This is a genomic window from Alcaligenes sp. 13f (assembly GCF_020496585.1).
Classification (GTDB): Bacteria; Pseudomonadota; Gammaproteobacteria; order Burkholderiales; family Burkholderiaceae_B; genus Alcaligenes; species Alcaligenes phenolicus.
Map to the genome: position 1 here is coordinate 128,395 of NZ_JAHKKC010000004.1, position 17,686 is coordinate 146,080.

A 17,686-nucleotide genomic window follows, 5' to 3' on the forward strand; every position below is an offset into this window, starting at 1 on the left:
ATGCCACGCCCCGCAGGGCGGACTTTTGATCTTGACCTCGGCCAAGGCAGCCTATCTCTGATCTGCAGGGGCCGTCGATACAGCTCCGCCTGCTCCGCCGCTGGTGCCCGGCCATGTTAAGAGAATTGCCCGACGGTACCAGCCCCAACAATAAAGTTTCGTACCGGAACGATAGCCTTAATGCAGTCACGCACTTGCGCCGCTGTCAGATCATTGACTGGCGTATTACCCAGGGTGGGTAAAATGTCCAATTCCAGCCGCCTCCAGACCTCGCTCGCGTGTTTCTCGGTTTTGCTGGGCTTCCTGTGCTTAAACCATTGTTCAGCCACCGCCTTAACCGTCATGGTGTCAGCCTGCTTTTCGGCCTTACGAGCTGCCATAGGGTCGCGCCCCTCGCCCAACTCTCGTTTAGCGGCTATATAGGCTTCCCGTGCCGCCGATAACATCATGATGGGATAAACGCCGTAGGACATGGTTTTGCGCTTCTCACTAAACCGATAGTCATAGCGCCAATACCTACCCGGATACCGTCTATGGCTGTAGACACAAAAAACCCGCAATGCGTTTAAACATGCGGGTTTTTATACGGTTATCCACTGATGTAGACTAATTCTTGGCGGACAGAGGGGGATTCGAACCCCCTAACTTTTTCCGATTAAAGCCCATCTTCCGACGAGTCATGTCTTAAGCCTGTCTTTCGAACTCCCCACCACCTATTTTGAATCAAGGAATTCTCATGGCAGAACCACTGTCGGAATTGCTGCGCCTGCGCATAACGCCATCGCAACGCCAGCAGCTTAATGAAGCAGCAGCATTGGCGGGACTTTCACCATCAGAGTATGCACGCAGATTGTTTGCTGATGCTCAAACCTATCAAGCAGAACTCATGGCATTGAGATATGCGGTGGAACAGCTGCTTGAACAGAAATCCCGAGCCATTGAGCTGGAGACCTTACTGCTGCTTAGATCTACGCTTAAACCAGAACAGGTTCGACAAGTACATCAACACATGTCGGGCCTAGGATACCTACCCACAAACATGGAGATTTAACAATGGACCCAACAGTCAAAGAGAATCGCAAGCCTGTGCGTCGAGCATTCTTTCTTGGCATTTTGTCGACGCTTATCGTCATCTCCGCCTGGAACGCCATCCCTGAGTCAGAGGAACATTGGGTTCTCCGAGTAGTAGCTTTTGGAGCGCACATTTTCTTCTGGCTCCTGCTTATTGCTTTCGTTTTCAAATTTTGTTCAACCGTCTGGAAATGGCTGAACCGCTAAGACTTGCAACCCCAAATAGAGGAAACAATGACCACCAATCTTGAGAACATCGCGTCGATCCAAAAAGAAATCAGCCGTTTGAAACGTAAAGCAGCACAAATTTCGCGACATCAGAAAGCGAAAATTATTGCTGACATCATCAAGATGATACGGAGCAACGACATCGATCTGGGTGATATTGAACGGGCTCTTAATAGCCGTCAAAACGCCCCTCAATCCTCCGCAGAAATCAAGTATCGACATCCCGATGGGTCTACGTGGACGGGTCGAGGTCGAGCACCTGGCTGGATCAAAGCAGCCGACACGGCAGGTCAATCTCGCGATATTTACCGAGTCACCGATCAAGAAGCCGAACAGCAGTAAACCTCACATCTTTGTTGTAGTGCCTCTCTTTCTCCCTTCATGTAGTTCAACGGCCCCTGCGCCATAGCCTTTTATTCACTCCGGAGTAAACATGAAACAGCTCCCCATTGCATTGGGCGCGCTGGCTTTGGCCTGCGTGTCCCCTTCGTATGCCCAATCCTCTGAAGTCATGACCGGGCTGCCAGCCTTAGCCTGCGAAGCAGTGCTGTGTTTATCCAGCAGCCTGCAACCAGGCGAATGTGCCGCCTCCCTCAATCACTACTTTGACATCCGCAAATACGCCAAAGGAATGCTCGACTGGGAAGCCACAGTAGACGCACGACGCTTTTTTCTGGGAATGTGTCCCATTGGCACTTCACCGGGTATGTCAGCCCGCATGGACGCCATTTCTCGTGGCGCCGGCAAATGTGATGCCGACTATCTCAATGCGGCCTATGGGAAGGATCTCTATCGGTACCGTGTAGTCGGCTCGAACTATTTGGGCATTCCGGCAATTCGCGATATTTCGCTCATCAAGACAGTCACCCTAACAAAGTTGCCTAGCTACTGCGTTGTCTACAACGACCATGAATGGACATACGATTTGAGCATTAAGTATGTCGGTGATCCAAACCGTGGGGGCTATTGGGTTCCAGCCAGAAGCTACGTATCAGCCCAATCAAAATGGGATGCTGAACATACGGGTAGTTGGGCCAGTAATTGGCACTACTCGTTTGAAGATCCTCGTCGCAATATCGACAACTCCGCAGGCACTGGGAACAACCATTGAGAGAGAGCCGTGCTAGCAGAAATCGCTCTTCTGGCCGCCACATGCGCGCCCAATATTCATGAAACAACGTTATCAGCCCTGGTACGACATGAATCAACGGACCAGGTGTATGCGATCGGTATCAATAAAGGCAAACGGCTGGAGAAACAACCAACTGACTACGAGCAAGCAGCACAGATTGCCAACGATCTCATTGAGCGTGGCATTGATTTTGATGCCGGGCTTGGCCAAATCAATGTGCGGAACTGGGCTTGGCTTGGATTGACGACAGAAACGGTCTTTGACCCCTGCACGAATCTGCAAGCTGCTCAAACAGTTCTGACGGACTGTTATGAGCGAGCCTTGCGGCAATCCAGCGATGAGCAACGCGCGTTACGTTCAGCCCTGTCCTGCTACAACACAGGCAATTTCGAGCGAGGCTTCAGCAATGGATATGTCGGGAAAGTCCTGGCACAAGCAGGAATCAAAGTACCCGCCATTAAAGCCATGGATGATGAACCCATGATGAGCACGGCCAAATCGTCAACACGTCAAACTCAGCGCACAGGTATCCCAGATGGGTTTACACAGCATCGCCTTACTGACGGGTTCAAAACCTCAGAGGACGATACGGCCACGCCTGCTAACGAGCCAGACGTAGCGCCAGTTACCGTCACCCTTGAATCGCCTCCGCCTCCACCTGAACGCCCAGGCTCCCTAGACGGCTTTGCTAAGCGCCGCATCTCCGACGGCTTTAAACCTCGACGGGACGGTACGAGCAAGTCTGCCAACGAGCAAAACACCGCGCCCGTTATCGTCACCGCTGAGTCGCCTCCTGTGTGACGCCTCTCTGTCAGCGTGTAATCAAATCGAACCCTGCCCCAGCCTGCTTTTTCCACTGTAGACAGAAGCGCGGCACTGCAGCGCAGGGGGAGCCGCGCCCGGCGACGGGCGTGGGGGGGCAAAGCCCACGGGGAAGGGTCGAGCCCGCAGTCCGACCTTGGGAGGACTGGACAGGGAACCCGGCAGGGGTTCCGCGGCCAATAGGGGCCTAACTTTCAGCCCATTCGGGCTCATTTTTTCTTCTTAACCACCACAATGCCTTACGTCACCAGACGTCAGAGGCAGGAGTACGTATGCCTATCAATCCCGCCCATCCCTACCTTTCCAACCCTTACCACCGACCGTTGCCAGCAATGAACGCCAAAGGTGATCCAGTTCCCGGAAACTTGCTCATTATTGGACGCATGGGGTCAGGAAAAACAGCGTCGCACGGTGTGCTGTTAGCCCAAGCACTTAATCAACAGGCATCGCGATAACGAGTGCCGTTTTAGATCTCTTCTCGCCCATTCGGGCACCTTTCCTTCTCTTTACCTCAACCATCAATGCCAATGTCAAATGACACTTGGCACAGGAGTTATGCATGTTCATTAAGCAATACCTGGCTCGTATGGCACAACACCGTCTTGTTCGCCATCTCTATCAAACGGCTGTTCTGGCGATGCTCACTACGGGTGTCGCACACGCTCAAGCGGTAGGCGGGCTTACAAAAGCTCGAACATCGTTGGAAACCTTCCGCGACAACCTGTACATCATTCTGCCGATTGCCTGCGTGGTTATCGGCCTGGTCATCTGGGTACTGTATGCCGCTGAAATTATGCGAAAAGACGACGCGGTCCGTTGGGGCATTGGCGTTCTTGGAGCCGGGTCGGTGGCTGAGATGGTTGTCTTGTTCTGGAAGTAGCCATGGCAAAGGACACTGATCAAGACGAGGATGGCAGCGCAATTGAATTGAGGCCATATCACTATCCCGTCTTCAATGGGCTGAGCCGCAAAGCCACTTTCATGGGTGTTCCCACCATGATTTTTCTTGGCACTTTAGCCGGTGTGGCCATCTCAGCCATGTTCATTGGTCTTTACATGTGGGTTGCTCTTTTCATCTTAATTCCCCTGTTCGCGGCCATCACAAAATCGGATGACAAGGCCTTCCAGATCTGGGGGTTGGAACTGAAAACACGGTTCAAGAACCGAAATAAAAAGTTCTGGAATGGCTCCAGCTACGCACCCACGTCCTATTCATCACGCCGTCCCTGGCGTAAACAATAAAGGAGTCCCTCATGAGCGCCCTGACTTTGAAGGAGCGTCCGGTCTCGCACTATGTGCCCTATTCTCATCACGTCACGGATGAAATCATCAAGGCCAAGAACAATGAATACTTGGCTATCATCAAAGTCAGCGGCCGCTCTGCCATGGCCGCCAGCCTGGAAGAGCAATATGACTGGGTTGAAGCCTTGCATAACGTCATACGAGGCTTACCGCTGGGCAAATTGGGCTTGTACACCCACATTGTTGGTCGTCATGTGAGTGAGTATCCAGACAGCACATTCCCGCAACCCTTTGCTCAACAGTTCGATGATCAATACCGGGCCACGTTCAACAAACGAGGCCTCAAGATTAATGAACTGTTTCTAACTATCTCGATTCACCCGGTGCAAGATGCGTTGTTGGGAACGGTCGCCTCATTGGAGAAGGCTGATGCAGAGCGATTGCAAGCCTGGCAGGAAGAGTCCATTGAGGACCTGCAAAGCGCCATCCGAGCGTTGATGGCTGGACTTCATCGATACGATGCCGAAGTGCTAAAAATCGTTGACCGTAACGGCTTTGCGTTTAGTGAACCTGGTGAATTTCTAGCCTTCTTGCTCACTGGTCAACGCCTGCCAGTACCTGTGACCGATGGCTACATGTGGGATAGCCTACCTAGTGCCCGCCCCATATTTTCACGATACGGTGAGCTCGGTGAACTGCGTACGCTCGACAGAACGCGCAAATTTGGCATGTTGGAGTTGTTTCGCAGCCCAGGGCAATTACGTCCTGGACACCTGGACCCCATTCTGTCCAGCCCCCACGAATTCATCATCACACAATCATGGGGCAGCTATACCGGCGCAGCAGCCAAGAAACTGGTCAAAAAACACTCGAAGCTGATGCGTGACTCCAATGACGATGCGCCTCGTCAGCTTAAACAATTGAAGGATCTCATTGAAAAGCTGGAAACTGGCGAGCTCGGTTTAGGAGATCATCACGCAACGATACTGGTCTGGGGAGACGAACCTGCTGGGCTGCGTCGCTCGATGTCCAATATGGTGGCCAAGATGGCTGACCGAGGGCTAACCATCAAACCTCTTGAGAAAGCACTCGAAGCCGGTTTCTGGTCGCAGTTGCCTTGCAACTGGAGTTGGCGACCCCGCCCCGAAGCGATTACGAGTGAGAATTTTCTTTGCTACAACAGTTTCCATAACCAGCTCTCCGGCAAAGCAACAGGTAACCCCTGGGGGCCAGCCGTGACGATGTTGCGTTCGGTCACGGGTGATCCCTATTTCTTTAACTACCACTCTTCCTTGGAAGAGGTGGACTCCAGAGGGGATCGCCTGCCGGGCAACACCCTTATTATTGGCTACATAGGCTCAGGTAAAACCGTTCTGCAAGCCATGCTGCTAACCCAGGCACAAAAATTCGGTGCCACCGCCCTGATTCTCGATAAAGACGAAGGGTTGCACGTTCTGACACTGGCCTTGCGAGGACAATACTTCACGCTACGCCTGGGGATTCCTACCGGTTGGAATCCTTTCCAACAAGAAGCCACACCCAGAAATAAGGCGTTTATGCGTCGATTGGTGACGCATTTGGCTGGGTTGCGTGGCGAAACGGTCACGACCCCAGACGCAAAACAGATTGCCAATGCGATCGAACAAATGTGTCGTGACAATATTGACGTGCAATATCGGGGAGTTACTCTGCTTTGCCAGTACCTGACTGACCCCGCCAAAAAAGATGGGGAACAGGGGCGTCCCTCAGTCAGTGAACGATTGCAAGCTTGGTGTCGAGGTAATGAATATGGCTGGGTATTTGATAACCCATCGGATCGCTTGAACTTGGAAGCGCCGCCCGGACACAATCCGATTTTCGGCTTCGACTTGACGGAAATTCTTGATGACGAGTATGCACGTGGAGCGGTGACTATGTACCTACGTCATCGTAGCCAAGCCTTGCATGATGGGAGACGCGTCATCAACCTCATCGATGAGTGTCAACACCCGTTAAAAGACGAGCATTTCCAAATGGATATGGAGGATCAATGTCTCACGATCCGTAAGAAGAATGGCATTTTGTGTTTCTCGACTCAAGAGCCAGAACAGATTGCCAAGAATCCCATTGGTTCCACGATTATCCAGCAGTCGGGAACCCTGATTTTTTTACCTAACCTACGAGCCAAACGAGAAACCTACATGAAGGATTTTGGCTTAACCGCTCAGGAATTTGAGCTCGTAAAGCAGCTCGGTGAAAAAAGTCGTCAGTTCGTCATCAAGCAAGGCTCAAGCGTGACCGTTGCAGAGCTGGATCTGTCAGCATGTAAAGAGGCCTTGCTCGTATTCTCAGGCAGTCCAGATATGGCCGTTATCGCACGACAGGCCATTGCCGAAGTCGGTGATGACCCAACGGATTGGCTGCCCCTGTATGTTCAACGGGTCAAACAAGCCCGAGAAGACGAACAGGCGGTGCAGAAAAAGGCCGAACTTATCAATCAATAACGCGGCACCTGCACCAAGCCCCTGCCCAGCAGGGTGCTTGGGCGGGGATCGTCACGCCCTTTGAAAGAGATGAAATTGTGAACCCAAAAGAAAGCGATAAAGAAGCAGCGCAGATTGATCATTTTATTAAATATTTTGCGGTTGGCCTTGGTGTAGGAGCAGCCCTGATCGCGGTTGTCGAAAGTTCTGTACCAGCTGCCCTTGTCTGCATTGCCACTAGTATTTTTTATCACCGTTAAACGCCCATTAAGAACACAGGCACTCCAAGGAAACGATATGAATTTAGTAACTGGGCCATTCGATATGTTTTTCAGGCATGGTGGATGGCGTGAATTTTTGGTGGGCCTTTCCTGGCCGCTACTACTGGCTTTCGTGGTGTTGATCATTGTCATCATCTATTTCGGTTTAAAGCACGCACACCGGGACAAAGATGAAGACTGACAGCACCAGCAGCAAGCGCTTTGCGAGGCAGAGCGCTTGCGCGGGGATTGTCCCGATATCTGTAGGAGAATGAAAAATGGTGTTGCGAAAAAAAATTGAGCAAGTAATTACGGCGGCAAGCGGCAACTCAGAAAAAGCAGCATTCGAGGTTTGCTTGTTGCTTGAAGATGCAATCGGGCTTAATGGAAACGGTTGGTTTGATGATGACGAAGAGATGCAGAAACTCCTATCTAGCGATTAACGAAGGGGAACACTATGCGTAATGCCGAAGCGAAGTTAATCCGACAGCAGCGTATTCAGGCCGCCGCGTCAATCCAATGGCCCGACAGGACTGCGATTCTCATCAATCCTGATCCTGTGGTACGAAAAAAACTTAAACAGTTTTGCATTTTAGTCGGTGCAATCGCAGTGGCATGGGCGACAGCCCCTGCATTGGTAAACCAGTGGTTGGGAACGACTGCCAACGATCAGATGAAGCCTGCGATGGAAGCGGCCATGCAAAACGGCAATACAACCGCTGGCACCTGGTTGGCCATGCACTATTGGAAGGAGTATCCCGATTTATTGGAATCACAGGCACAAGCAGGAGATCCAACCGCCATGTTTCTGGCGGGAATACTGCTACTGGAATCCAAAGACGTCACTGACTACCTTCCCTTGAGTCAGTCATTATCCAGCGAGCATGTCCGTGAAAAGGGAGAGATCTACATTAAACGGGCTGCTGATGCTGGCAACCTGGATGCCCTGGTGTACCTGCTGAAGTACAACACCCGCAACTCATGACTACCTACCAATGAGCAAAATGGCTAGCTTGACCAAAGGAAGCAAATGAACAAATCCTCATTCGATTTACCGCCAGGTCAACCAAGCATGATCCTAACGATGTGTCGGTTGCGCTATTTTCGTCTTCATGGTTTCGTGTTGACCTACTGCGGTGATAAGGCGATTCAAGCCGCCCTTAGTGATCTTAAAAGCTCCTCTAAAATGTCTGGGGACGAAGCTCACGAGATGGCAACTCTTATCGAATCTTCGCTATTCGATCTGAACGCGATTAAACCAGTTAGTGCAGCCGCCGCTGTGAAAACTGCGCTCAGCGACGGTACGGCCAAGTTTCATGGTGTTCGGCCAACGCGATTTGACGCCCATGCTTTGGCCAAGGTTGGATTCACAATTATTCGTGGTCTGCTTGATGGTCGCATACCTGGTGGATCAGCTCCTGCAACTGATCTAGCAGACGCCCTTCACAATCTTCCGGAACCCGGCAATAAATTTCTTGAAGAACTCACATTGCAAGATTTAAACGACTTCGTTACCAAGTATCCGAAAATTCGTTCTCATCTCTCAGCCGCTGTTCAATTCCCTGAATAAACCAGTGCCGAACGTCGCACCATGGTGAAGTTTTGCTTATCATGACCCTGGTATTACCTAACCTAACCTCACCTACTTTACAAGGAGCCTTCCATGAATCGGCGTTATTTCCTATGTGCTCTAGGAGCCGCTAGTCTCACCTTGCTTGCGGGATGCCAGGACAACCTCAACGCCCCATTCGTTGGATACTGGCTTGAGCAAACAGATGATAGACCGGCAACACTTCACATCACAGAAGATGGTCCTGATCTAGTTTTTCTAGTAAGACAACATGACTTTCTTTTTGGCGGATATGAGAAATATAATTTCCCCGCTAAAGCAAGAGAAAACGGTGTTATGACAGTCTCGGGCAAATGGCAATTTAACTATGACAAGCAAACAAAAACCTTGAATGAATCAGACAAACGCTATAAGTCTTTTAAAAAAATTAGTGAAGAAGAATACAAAACATTGACGTCTGAATAATACTTTTTTCCGATCTCGCTTCATCTTAGAACGCAGCCTATTCGGCTGCTATCTTTCTTGTGCATTTCTGCACACTTCCCCATAAATTCTAGGAGTCATATCATGACACGCATTCGTGCGCGTGTTGTCAGCGCTATGCTGGCCGCATGCTTGACCATACCTGTCGCCCACGCAGCTGGTGGTATTCCCACGTTGGACGTGAATTCAATCCCACAACTGAACGCTTTGCTTGATCAATTGGAAACGGCACGAGCACAACTAGATCAAACTCGGGCACAACTGAATGCTCTAACCCAGTCCTCTGGCTTTGGTTATGTCTTGAATAATCCGTCCGTGCAGCAAGCTATTCGTGCTTCACTACCAACCGATGCAGCTACACTGATAGATAGGCTAGATGGGCAAAATGCGGCTCTTTCTGGCGCTGTTCAAAACATTACAGCTGATGTGAATGCCCCAGTCGACTTCTCACGAGACCCAGAAGCACTCCGAGACAAAAGCATTCGCTTGGCAGCGACACAACGGGCTATGTCAGAACAAGCCTATAACGCGATGACAAAGCGCCTGGAAACAATTGATGGCTTGCAGGCACAAATCAACCAAACGACAAACCCTAAAGAAATTGCCGAGCTTCAAGCGCGTATTGCCGTTGAGCAAGCCAATATTCAAGCAGATCAAACACGGATTGAGTTGGCCAATCAACAGTTTGCAGCGGAACGTGAACTCCTTCGAAAACGAGCCGATGTTGTTTATGAAGGATGGTTCGGGAAAACTCCAACGACTAATAACTAGGAGTTGTCATGGCCTTTAACTCCTCTCAGATAACCAAACCAGAAGATGCTGACAGGATTGGCGAATGGTTAATGCAACAAGTGGATATGGTATTAAATTCTGCTGTTGCAAAGCCAATTGAACAACTCGCCCAAGCGCTGGCTCCTGTCATTATTATTGGATTAACCATTCAGTTTTTGTTCTACACCATGGCTATTATGCGCGGCTATGGAAACATGACCGTTACTGAACTGGTTTGGAAGTATCTTCGGATTGCGCTTATTGCGAGCGTAGCGACTGCGGGAGGTTTTTATCAAACCCATATCGCTAATGTCATGATTTCATTACCTGACGATATGGTAGCTGTTGTTTCTGGTAAAACAACCGTCGCCCAAGAAATTGATCAACTCCGACAAAGCGCACAAAATGCTGCAGATTCCACTAATAAGATAGATACCGGCCTTTTACCAAGTACTAAAGACATTTTGGTTCGTGTCATGAAGTTCGGCATCCACTTCAATGCAATGATTGTTGGTGCTGTTATTGCCATTTTAATGATCGTCGTTAAAGTCGGTATGGCCTTGGTGGTAGCCACAGGACCAATCTTTATATCTGCACTAGCCTTTGATCGTACGGAGGGCATGTTCAACAGTTGGGTTTCTCAAGCATTGAACTTTGTTTTCTTGGCGCTATTAGCAGGCTTACTCTTTGCAGTTCTCATCCAAATCAATATTTCCTACGTTGAAAAGATGGCAGACCTTATTACAGGGGGTAAGGTTGACATTATTCCGCTTGTCATTGCTCAACTCCTTGTTGCTATAGCCAGTATCTTTGTCATGATCATGATCCCGGGAATTGCCCAAGGCTTGTCGGGTGGTTTTGGCGCTCAATTCGGTGTTGGTAGCGCCAGTCGGGGAGCCATGAGCGCACTACGTGCCGGCCACCTTGTTCGCAAACTTCTCGGTCGATAACTCTTCATCGGCTCTACAGCTCGTCTGAAATCCTTCCTCATCTTTTATTCAGCCCTCTACGTTACGTCGTAAGTGGGCCAGGAGTCGTTTTCCCATGAAAGTCTCTCTCATCACGATGGCCTTGGCCATCGTGTTGGCCGGTTGCGCCTTTACCCCGCCTGAACCTCCTCAACCGGCTGACTCACCCCAAGTCCCTGTCAACGCAACCGCCCCGTTGCAAGCATCTGGAGTTATTCATGAGTAAGCACCTGGAAACTATCAATGTCGCCCAGGAACTGGAAAAAAACCGTGGCTTGGAGCGTGACCTGACCCATGAATTGGTCTCCAGTCGCCGTCTGGCATGGCGAGTCTGCCTGTTTATGGGCGTGCTGGCACTGGCCAGTGTACTGGCCGTAGCAGGGCTAACGCCGTTGAAGCAACCACCTGAAATGTATGTGGTACGTGTCAACGATGCCACAGGCTCGATTGAGCATGTCAGCCGCTTAGGAGATCCACTCGATACCTATGGTGATCGGGTCGACAGGTACTTTCTCAATCTCTATGTGCGTAGTTGCGAGGGGTACAACTGGTACTCAATTCAAGAGCAGTTTGATACCTGCGCTTTGCTATCTTCACCACCCATCCAGGCTCTGTATGGCAAACGATACGAAGGGGCTAACGCTCCAACAGAGCGGTTGGGTCAACTGTCGAACCTGGATGTAAAAGTACATTCGATCCTTCGAGGTGACAACCATACGGCTACTGTCCGTTTCACGACGACGCAGCGCGAAATCGCCTCGGGTCGCATTGAGCGCGAACAGCACATGATCGCCACAATTTCCTACGAGTACATCAACGTGCCGCTGGAAGAATCCGTCGCGCGTCGCAATCCCCTCGGATTCCAGGTTAACCATTACGACCTGGCCGCCGATCTCTCACGTTAAACCGCAAGAAGGAGTTCCCATGAACCGATTTGCCCAAGCGGCATTGGCGGTGGCCTTGGCGTGCGCGGTCGTCACGCCTGCTGCTGCCCTGAATGAACCCAAACGCTCTGCCTCCGATCACCGCGTGCGATACGCCAGCTACGACCCTGCAAACGTCATCCAGCTCGATACGGTGATTGGCGTCGCAACCATGATTGAGCTTGAGAAAGGAGAGCAGTATCAGTTCCACGTCTTCGGTGACAGTGAAGCCTATGACTTCACCGCTCACGATAATTACGTCTTTTTCAAACCGATGATGGAGCAAGCCGACGGCAATCTGATCCTCATCACTGATCGACGCAATTACACCTTTCGCATCACGTATCACAACGACCGTGCAACCAACCGCACGCTCTACAAACTGGTCATGCGCTATCCGGACAGCGACGCCGTACAGACGCGCCAACAGGCGCGTCAACAGTATGTTCAAAGCGCCTTTGCCCAAGCTGGCCAGCCAATAAACTGGCAAGCCTACACAAAAAGCGGCGATCTGGATCTGGCGCCTGCTCATGCCTGGGATGATGGGCAGCAGACCTGGCTGCAATTTGCGCCCGCTGCTGAGATCCCGGCCGTGTACCGGGTGGCCGAGGATGGTCAGGAAGTCCTGACGAACTATCACATGGCAGACCACCGAACGATGGTCTTGCATCGAACCAGCAAGCGTTGGCATATCCGGTTAGGAAACCGGGTGGTAGCCATCCATAACGCCGCATTTGGCCAGACACCACCTACACCGTATACCGGCACCGTCTCACCGTCGGTCAAACGCGTTGTCCATGGCGTCGAACCGGCCAGCTTGCCACCACCGGCCGTGGTGCTTACTGCGCCAGCGACCACCTATCGCGTTGCGCCAACAGCAAGCCCACAAGCCAATGAGTTGACACCTCGTCAGCTCAAGGTGCAGGACGGCCAGACCTGGATGCAATTTAGTCCGGGCCCCTTACCGTTGGTCCAGCCTCTTGATGAGTCGGGCTTGCCCTTTCAGGCCAAAACAACGATTCAACCTGACAACGTCCTGGTGATTGACAGTGCCGCACCGGCCTGGCAATCACAGCAGGGGGCTTCTACTCACACCTTCACCACGAAGGAGCATTTGAAATGAGCAGCACCGACAAAAACGCCAACAGCGTTGAGGACCGCGGGCCTAATGAGTTTAGCGGTGCACGTCGCCCACTACCGCCTGGAGCGAAAGGCTTTCTGTGGCTATGTGTTCTTATCGCCATTGGCATCATCAGCTTGGTGGCCTGGCGCTGGCTGGCGAGCAGTGAGGAAACCCCAGATGACGGAAAGGATTCCACCGTCAGTGGCATCAGCAATTCACTTCGGTTGCCTGAACTCAAAGCGCTGCAAACTCCAGCCCCCACTACTGAGCCCACCCTACCTGACCAAACTCTGCCCAGGGAGCCTCTGGGCGATCTGACTATCCCCATCTTGCCCAAGGTAATCAATGGCGTTGACGCTCGACGTTTGCGTAGCCCCTTACGGGCGCAAAGCAACGAAGGACAGCAGACAAGCCAACAAAACGCGACCTCTGTCGCGGTCAATAACGATGCAGGTCCCTTGGCCAATCAGTTGCGTCCGCTTGAGCTGGCACCGTCAGTGGCCGGTCAGCTCGGGAACCGCAACTTCCTGATCACGCAAGGCACGATGATCGATTGTGTCATGCAGACCCGACTGGTGACCGCCCAGGCTGGCATGCTCACCTGCAATGCCACCCGTGATGTGATGAGCGCCAATGGCAAAGTCGTACTGATCGATGCCGGTACCAAATTTGTTGGCTATCAAAGCGGTGGGATTGTTCAAGGTCAGCCACGCGCTTTTGTAACTTGGCACCGTCTGGAAACCCCCAACGGCGTCATTCTTAATCTGGGCTCACCTGGAACCGGCTCACTGGGCGAAGCTGGGGTTGATGGCGCCATTGACCACCACTTTTGGGATCGACTGGGCAATGCCATTTTGTTAAGTCTGCTCGGTGACCTAGGTGATTGGGCTTCCAACCAGGGAAGCCGGGGTGATGGAAACATCCGATTCGACAACACCCGAGAAGGTGGCCAGGAAGTGGTGGCCAAGATCCTGGAGCACTCCTTGGATATCCCACCGACTCTTTATAAAAACCAGGGCGAACGTGTCGGCATCATGGTCGCCCGTGATCTGGATTTCAGTAAAGTCTATGACCTCAAACCTACTTACATCCGATAGGGCGACGAACGACACGCCCCACACGATGAACGAACTCATCGATCCAGGATTTGCCACACGAGCAGAGCTGCGACCGCTGGAGCCATTCTTGAACGACTCCACAATCACCGAGCTGGCGATTGTGCGGCCCGAGTTTGTCTTTGTGCGTCAACGTGGAACCTGGCATGAACATCCTTGCCCTGCGCTCACGCTGTCAAACTTGAAAGGATTGGTATTGAGCTTGGCCGTCTATAACGGCCTGGATTTAACGCCGATCATGGTGGTGCGCTTACCCGATGGAGAACGGGGACAAGTCGTGCAGTCCCCAGCCTGCCCAGACGGCACGTTCATTATCAATATTCGCAAGCACACACGGCTCGTAAAAACACTGGAGGAGCTCGAAGCGGATGGCGCGTTTGATAACGTTCGTGACAGTTTGGACTTACTCGATGAGCAAGGGCTCACGCCCATTGATCAGCATCTGCTAGAGCTAAAACAGCAGCGTAAATTCACTCAGTTTCTGCACGAAGCCGTTCAAGCCCGCTACAACATCATTGTGGCCGGGCCCACCAACTCAGGCAAAACCACGTTTGCACGATCACTGATTGAACGGGTTCCGGTCAATGAGCGTTTGATTACGATCGAAGACGTGCATGAGTTGCTGTTACCCAACCACCGTAACGTGGTGAACCTGTTTTATGGCAAAGGGCAAGGGCGTGTATCAGCAACGGAGTGCGTAGAAGCCTGCATGCGTTTGTCACCGGATCGTATCTTCCTGGCCGAGCTACGAGGCTCAGAGGCCTGGGAATACATGACAGCTTTAAACACTGGTCATCCAGGTTCAGTCACAACGATTCACTCAAACAGTTCACTGGAAACCATTGATCGAGTGATCGCCTTGATCAAACAATCGCCTACGGGCGGCCAGCTCGATCTGGAGACAATCCGGATGTCTTTGCGCAACACAATTAACGTCGTGGCGTTCTACAAAAACTTCGAACTCCAGGAAGTGTTCTTTGATCCGCGCAATCGTCGCCCTGGCCTTTAACCCCATAAAAGGAGAACACCATGGTCGAACCCTATGAAGGTGTCGGCTTCGCCATCTATTCCTATAACTTAATGGCCGAGGTCTATAACGACGGCCGAGCCGAAGGCAAGAATCTGGAGCAAATCGCCTCGGACATTGATGCCAACTATCCCTGGGATGAGCGCTCCGGTTGGCGATACAAACAATGGTTGCGTGCCCGTCGCGAATTCTTTGAAGAACACGGACTGCCTGGTCTTCAACCGCGTCGTAGTCTCAAACTGGGTAACGAACTTTCAGTTTATCGCTGAACGTCTGTACCAGCCCCTCTGCAACGATTAACCGCTACGCACGCCGTATGTGCATGAAGCGGTTTTTTTATTGAACGGCACAGGGGCGCGCATCCAAGCGGCAGCGGCCCTGTGCCTACGCTATTTGGATTGCCATGCCTTCGCCAACCCAACACTCTGCCAACCGATTAAGCGATGCTCTGAGCCGTTTGGCCAAAACAGCCAGCACGCGAACAGCGATACAACATTCACAGGAATCTCTCAAGTACCAACAGACAAACAAACCTGCTTTCAAACGCATTTTCCTACCAGGCATTAGCGAAAATATACGAGCGATGCCTAACTACATCGCTCGTAGCAGTGTCTTCGCACCAATTGCACGTGGCCATCGCAAGATGCACGATGATGCTGTGTTCCTACGCAACGAGCGAGTTGTTATCAAAGGCTCCGGCAAGCAACTGTGCGAAGACCATGCCGATGTATGGATGCATGCCATGTACTTGCAGATGACTTGTCCATCTGGCCAACGGCCTGTCGTCAATCGAGCCGATTTTTTACGAGCACTTGGTCGAAATACGAGTGGAGCCAGCTATCAGTGGCTGCATAATGCCATGAAAGATCTGGCCAGATTTACGCTATCGATCGAGGCAACGAGGACAAATGGTAGCTTGAAATACAGCTTCGGCAACCATCCTTCCAGCCGAGTTCTGGCCATGCTAGGTGGCTTTGATTATGACGATGAGCTCAATGAATATACGCTGTACGTGGATCCACGATGGACGCAGATTTTTGGCAACCGTGAATTTACCTTGATCGATTGGAATACTCGGTTAAACATGCGCTATGCGCTGTCCAAAAGCCTACAGCGCTTGATCGGCACGTCAAAGGATGCTGAACAGCGCTACAGCCTGCAAATCCTCAAAGAACGCGCCCAATACGCAGGCCGGATGCGTGACTTCAAACCGGCGCTGGAACGAGCGATTAATGAGCTGGCAGAACTCGGTCTAATCCTCTCGCCTCGCATCGAAACAAGTCGACGCGGGGTGGAACAAGCTGTTTGGAATCGAGTCAGCGATGAGCCTCAATCAGCCTAAAAGCCAATCTTAATTAGCCCCCTAACATCGTAATAGCATCGCGCTTGCTGGTCACTTTTTCGCTAAGCTGGGCCTGTGGATAACCCATTTCCAGCATCGTAATAGCATCGCGCTCCATCGTAATAGCGTCGCGCTTTATCGTAATAGCATCGCGCTTTATCGTAATAGCATCGCGGTTACATTTCTGAAAGCCTTTATCCACGCGGGTTTCAGAGCCTCTGTTACACCTCTACCTTCTTTCTACCTTCTTTCTACCATATAGGGCTGTGGATAACTCCATTGCTGCACTCAAAGAAAGTTACATTTCAGAAACATTTATCTGCTGCCCACTTTCTCTGCATGCAACGCCTGACGCTGTAATCGAGGTTCGTATCACGTCAGTCCCCCACGCTAATCGCGTGGGGGAAAGGTAGACCCCCAAAGAACATTGGTCCCCACCCTAACGGGCGGGGATGGATGTACCCCTTGGCCGCGGAACCCCTGCCGGGTTCCCTGTCCAGTCCGCCCAAGGTCGGACTGCGGCCTCGACCCTTCCCCGTGGGCCTTGCCCCCCACGCCCGTCACCGGGCGCGGCTCCCCCTGCGCGGCACTGCCGCGCTTCTGTCTTCAACGTGGAAAGTGGCATTTGCTTTCCAGCACAACCAGGAACCCAATCCATGCAAGTTGACCAATTCGTCGAGCAATTTCGTCGAGCATTGGCCGTTGCTGACCCGCGAGCCACGGTCACAGCACGCGTTCGTTTACTGCTGCCGCTCATCGAACAGCGGCTGGCCAACGGATCGTCATATGCCGCGGTCGTCGAAGATTTGAACGCGGCGGGAATCCCGATTTCGCATTCCTTTTTTTCTAAAGCCTTATGGCGCCTGCGTCAGCCTAAGAAGCCTCACACATCCACAACCGAGGTTCCAATCTTGACCCAGCCCTCCCATAGCGTGGCAGCACCGCCTATCACGTCAACCACTCCGGTCCAAGCTCCAGTCCTCCGCACCGAAGCGGTGCAAGGCCGTCCTAATGCCATTGAGTCACCCGCTGACTTGCGTAGATACCGCGAGATGAACATTGACCTGGATGCGTTGCGCGAAGAAGGCCGCGCTATGCGAGCCAAGCCTAAATCCTCTTAACCCCACCTTGAATTCACCCTCACAAC

Annotated in this window: 26 protein-coding genes; 24 read left to right on the plus strand and 2 right to left on the minus strand. The window is 51.8% G+C overall.

Annotated elements, in window-relative coordinates:
* Window positions 1–116 precede the first annotated feature (116 nt).
* Complete coding sequence (locus tag KOE80_RS04550) at window positions 117–560, minus strand: tyrosine-type recombinase/integrase (protein WP_226348474.1); 444 nt, start codon at window positions 558–560, stop codon at window positions 117–119.
* Window positions 561–736: 176 nt separating this feature from the next.
* Between KOE80_RS04550 and KOE80_RS04555 the strand changes: the two genes are divergently transcribed.
* The 23 genes from KOE80_RS04555 to KOE80_RS04665 all read left to right on the plus strand — a co-directional run bounded on the left by KOE80_RS04555 (window position 737) and on the right by KOE80_RS04665 (window position 16,539).
* Window positions 737–1,051, plus strand: coding sequence for a plasmid mobilization protein (locus KOE80_RS04555; RefSeq protein WP_226348475.1), 315 nt, complete (start codon window positions 737–739; stop codon window positions 1,049–1,051).
* Between the two features lie 2 nt (window positions 1,052–1,053).
* Entirely contained in the window at window positions 1,054–1,278 is a 225-nt protein-coding gene (locus KOE80_RS04560) for a hypothetical protein (protein WP_226348476.1), read from the plus strand.
* Between the two features lie 27 nt (window positions 1,279–1,305).
* Window positions 1,306–1,641, plus strand: coding sequence for an H-NS histone family protein (locus tag KOE80_RS04565; RefSeq protein ID WP_226348477.1), 336 nt, complete (start codon window positions 1,306–1,308; stop codon window positions 1,639–1,641).
* A gap of 91 nt (window positions 1,642–1,732) precedes the next feature.
* Window positions 1,733–2,410: a TrbM/KikA/MpfK family conjugal transfer protein gene (locus KOE80_RS04570; RefSeq protein ID WP_226348478.1), complete on the plus strand. Its 678-nt coding sequence runs from the start codon at window positions 1,733–1,735 to the stop codon at window positions 2,408–2,410.
* A 9-nt stretch (window positions 2,411–2,419) separates the two neighbouring features.
* The gene (locus KOE80_RS04575; protein WP_226348479.1) at window positions 2,420–3,232 is read left to right on the plus strand and encodes a lytic transglycosylase domain-containing protein; all 813 of its coding nucleotides are present in this window, start codon (window positions 2,420–2,422) and stop codon (window positions 3,230–3,232) included.
* A gap of 580 nt (window positions 3,233–3,812) precedes the next feature.
* Window positions 3,813–4,133, plus strand: coding sequence for a conjugal transfer protein (locus KOE80_RS04580; protein WP_226348480.1), 321 nt, complete (start codon window positions 3,813–3,815; stop codon window positions 4,131–4,133).
* A 2-nt stretch (window positions 4,134–4,135) separates the two neighbouring features.
* On the plus strand, window positions 4,136–4,495 hold the full coding sequence (locus KOE80_RS04585) for a type IV secretion system protein VirB3 (RefSeq protein ID WP_226348481.1): 360 nt from the start codon (window positions 4,136–4,138) through the stop codon (window positions 4,493–4,495).
* 11 nt (window positions 4,496–4,506) lie between these two features.
* Complete coding sequence (locus KOE80_RS04590; RefSeq protein WP_226348482.1) at window positions 4,507–6,978, plus strand: VirB4 family type IV secretion/conjugal transfer ATPase; 2,472 nt, start codon at window positions 4,507–4,509, stop codon at window positions 6,976–6,978.
* A gap of 77 nt (window positions 6,979–7,055) precedes the next feature.
* A complete protein-coding gene (locus KOE80_RS04595; protein WP_226348483.1) occupies window positions 7,056–7,217 on the plus strand; it encodes a hypothetical protein in 162 nt (53 codons plus the stop codon).
* Window positions 7,218–7,254: 37 nt separating this feature from the next.
* Window positions 7,255–7,419 carry a hypothetical protein gene (locus KOE80_RS04600; protein WP_226348484.1) on the plus strand — a complete coding sequence of 55 codons (165 nt, stop codon included), beginning with the start codon at window positions 7,255–7,257 and terminating at the stop codon, window positions 7,417–7,419.
* Window positions 7,420–7,495: 76 nt separating this feature from the next.
* Window positions 7,496–7,660: a hypothetical protein gene (locus KOE80_RS04605; protein WP_226348485.1), complete on the plus strand. Its 165-nt coding sequence runs from the start codon at window positions 7,496–7,498 to the stop codon at window positions 7,658–7,660.
* Window positions 7,661–7,674: 14 nt separating this feature from the next.
* Window positions 7,675–8,202, plus strand: a complete 528-nt coding sequence (locus KOE80_RS04610; protein WP_226348486.1) for a hypothetical protein — start codon at window positions 7,675–7,677, stop codon at window positions 8,200–8,202.
* 45 nt (window positions 8,203–8,247) lie between these two features.
* Window positions 8,248–8,787, plus strand: a complete 540-nt coding sequence (locus tag KOE80_RS04615; protein ID WP_226348487.1) for a hypothetical protein — start codon at window positions 8,248–8,250, stop codon at window positions 8,785–8,787.
* Between the two features lie 93 nt (window positions 8,788–8,880).
* Window positions 8,881–9,252 carry a hypothetical protein gene (locus KOE80_RS04620; protein WP_226348488.1) on the plus strand — a complete coding sequence of 124 codons (372 nt, stop codon included), beginning with the start codon at window positions 8,881–8,883 and terminating at the stop codon, window positions 9,250–9,252.
* Between the two features lie 102 nt (window positions 9,253–9,354).
* Window positions 9,355–10,041: a type IV secretion system protein gene (locus KOE80_RS04625; protein WP_226348489.1), complete on the plus strand. Its 687-nt coding sequence runs from the start codon at window positions 9,355–9,357 to the stop codon at window positions 10,039–10,041.
* An 8-nt stretch (window positions 10,042–10,049) separates the two neighbouring features.
* Window positions 10,050–10,991, plus strand: coding sequence for a type IV secretion system protein (locus KOE80_RS04630; RefSeq protein WP_226348490.1), 942 nt, complete (start codon window positions 10,050–10,052; stop codon window positions 10,989–10,991).
* 94 nt (window positions 10,992–11,085) lie between these two features.
* Window positions 11,086–11,235: a conjugal transfer protein gene (locus tag KOE80_RS04635; protein ID WP_226348491.1), complete on the plus strand. Its 150-nt coding sequence runs from the start codon at window positions 11,086–11,088 to the stop codon at window positions 11,233–11,235.
* Window positions 11,228–11,914, plus strand: coding sequence for a virB8 family protein (locus tag KOE80_RS04640; protein ID WP_226348492.1), 687 nt, complete (start codon window positions 11,228–11,230; stop codon window positions 11,912–11,914). The genes KOE80_RS04635 and KOE80_RS04640 overlap by 8 nt, the downstream gene beginning before the upstream one ends.
* A gap of 19 nt (window positions 11,915–11,933) precedes the next feature.
* Window positions 11,934–13,055: a TrbG/VirB9 family P-type conjugative transfer protein gene (locus KOE80_RS04645; protein WP_226348493.1), complete on the plus strand. Its 1,122-nt coding sequence runs from the start codon at window positions 11,934–11,936 to the stop codon at window positions 13,053–13,055.
* Window positions 13,052–14,152 (plus strand): type IV secretion system protein VirB10, encoded by a 1,101-nt coding sequence (gene virB10 / locus KOE80_RS04650; protein ID WP_226348494.1) that lies wholly within the window; start codon window positions 13,052–13,054, stop codon window positions 14,150–14,152. The genes KOE80_RS04645 and virB10 overlap by 4 nt, the downstream gene beginning before the upstream one ends.
* 25 nt (window positions 14,153–14,177) lie before the next feature.
* Entirely contained in the window at window positions 14,178–15,179 is a 1,002-nt protein-coding gene (virB11, locus tag KOE80_RS04655) for a P-type DNA transfer ATPase VirB11 (RefSeq protein WP_226348495.1), read from the plus strand.
* Window positions 15,180–15,199: 20 nt separating this feature from the next.
* Entirely contained in the window at window positions 15,200–15,466 is a 267-nt protein-coding gene (locus KOE80_RS04660) for a hypothetical protein (protein ID WP_226348496.1), read from the plus strand.
* Window positions 15,467–15,600: 134 nt separating this feature from the next.
* Complete coding sequence (locus KOE80_RS04665; protein ID WP_226348497.1) at window positions 15,601–16,539, plus strand: TrfA; 939 nt, start codon at window positions 15,601–15,603, stop codon at window positions 16,537–16,539.
* A gap of 13 nt (window positions 16,540–16,552) precedes the next feature.
* Here KOE80_RS04665 and KOE80_RS04670 read toward each other — a convergent pair whose 3' ends face one another.
* Window positions 16,553–16,741, minus strand: a complete 189-nt coding sequence (locus tag KOE80_RS04670) for a hypothetical protein (RefSeq protein WP_226348498.1) — start codon at window positions 16,739–16,741, stop codon at window positions 16,553–16,555.
* 454 nt (window positions 16,742–17,195) lie between these two features.
* On the opposite strand from KOE80_RS04670, the gene KOE80_RS04675 reads away from it, so the two are divergent.
* The gene (locus KOE80_RS04675) at window positions 17,196–17,660 is read left to right on the plus strand and encodes a hypothetical protein (protein WP_226348499.1); all 465 of its coding nucleotides are present in this window, start codon (window positions 17,196–17,198) and stop codon (window positions 17,658–17,660) included.
* Window positions 17,661–17,686: the final 26 nt, after the last annotated feature.

Excerpts from the sequence above, each read along its gene's own strand:
- KOE80_RS04615 (WP_226348487.1), top strand. The coding sequence starts at position 8,248 with ATGAACAAATCCTCATTCGATTTACCGCCAGGTCAACCAAGCATGATC.
- KOE80_RS04675 (WP_226348499.1), top strand. The coding sequence starts at position 17,196 with ATGCAAGTTGACCAATTCGTCGAGCAATTTCGTCGAGCATTGGCCGTT.
- KOE80_RS04610 (WP_226348486.1), top strand. The coding sequence starts at position 7,675 with ATGCGTAATGCCGAAGCGAAGTTAATCCGACAGCAGCGTATTCAGGCC.
- KOE80_RS04640 (WP_226348492.1), top strand. The coding sequence starts at position 11,228 with ATGAGTAAGCACCTGGAAACTATCAATGTCGCCCAGGAACTGGAAAAA.
- KOE80_RS04625 (WP_226348489.1), top strand. The coding sequence starts at position 9,355 with ATGACACGCATTCGTGCGCGTGTTGTCAGCGCTATGCTGGCCGCATGC.
- KOE80_RS04660 (WP_226348496.1), top strand. The coding sequence starts at position 15,200 with ATGGTCGAACCCTATGAAGGTGTCGGCTTCGCCATCTATTCCTATAAC.
- KOE80_RS04630 (WP_226348490.1), top strand. The coding sequence starts at position 10,050 with ATGGCCTTTAACTCCTCTCAGATAACCAAACCAGAAGATGCTGACAGG.
- virB10 (WP_226348494.1), top strand. The coding sequence starts at position 13,052 with ATGAGCAGCACCGACAAAAACGCCAACAGCGTTGAGGACCGCGGGCCT.
- KOE80_RS04570 (WP_226348478.1), top strand. The coding sequence starts at position 1,733 with ATGAAACAGCTCCCCATTGCATTGGGCGCGCTGGCTTTGGCCTGCGTG.
- KOE80_RS04555 (WP_226348475.1), top strand. The coding sequence starts at position 737 with ATGGCAGAACCACTGTCGGAATTGCTGCGCCTGCGCATAACGCCATCG.
- KOE80_RS04565 (WP_226348477.1), top strand. The coding sequence starts at position 1,306 with ATGACCACCAATCTTGAGAACATCGCGTCGATCCAAAAAGAAATCAGC.
- KOE80_RS04635 (WP_226348491.1), top strand. The coding sequence starts at position 11,086 with ATGAAAGTCTCTCTCATCACGATGGCCTTGGCCATCGTGTTGGCCGGT.
- KOE80_RS04560 (WP_226348476.1), top strand. The coding sequence starts at position 1,054 with ATGGACCCAACAGTCAAAGAGAATCGCAAGCCTGTGCGTCGAGCATTC.
- KOE80_RS04600 (WP_226348484.1), top strand. The coding sequence starts at position 7,255 with ATGAATTTAGTAACTGGGCCATTCGATATGTTTTTCAGGCATGGTGGA.
- virB11 (WP_226348495.1), top strand. The coding sequence starts at position 14,178 with ATGAACGAACTCATCGATCCAGGATTTGCCACACGAGCAGAGCTGCGA.
- KOE80_RS04590 (WP_226348482.1), top strand. The coding sequence starts at position 4,507 with ATGAGCGCCCTGACTTTGAAGGAGCGTCCGGTCTCGCACTATGTGCCC.
- KOE80_RS04645 (WP_226348493.1), top strand. The coding sequence starts at position 11,934 with ATGAACCGATTTGCCCAAGCGGCATTGGCGGTGGCCTTGGCGTGCGCG.
- KOE80_RS04580 (WP_226348480.1), top strand. The coding sequence starts at position 3,813 with ATGTTCATTAAGCAATACCTGGCTCGTATGGCACAACACCGTCTTGTT.
- KOE80_RS04620 (WP_226348488.1), top strand. The coding sequence starts at position 8,881 with ATGAATCGGCGTTATTTCCTATGTGCTCTAGGAGCCGCTAGTCTCACC.
- KOE80_RS04605 (WP_226348485.1), top strand. The coding sequence starts at position 7,496 with ATGGTGTTGCGAAAAAAAATTGAGCAAGTAATTACGGCGGCAAGCGGC.
- KOE80_RS04665 (WP_226348497.1), top strand. The coding sequence starts at position 15,601 with ATGCCTTCGCCAACCCAACACTCTGCCAACCGATTAAGCGATGCTCTG.
- KOE80_RS04585 (WP_226348481.1), top strand. The coding sequence starts at position 4,136 with ATGGCAAAGGACACTGATCAAGACGAGGATGGCAGCGCAATTGAATTG.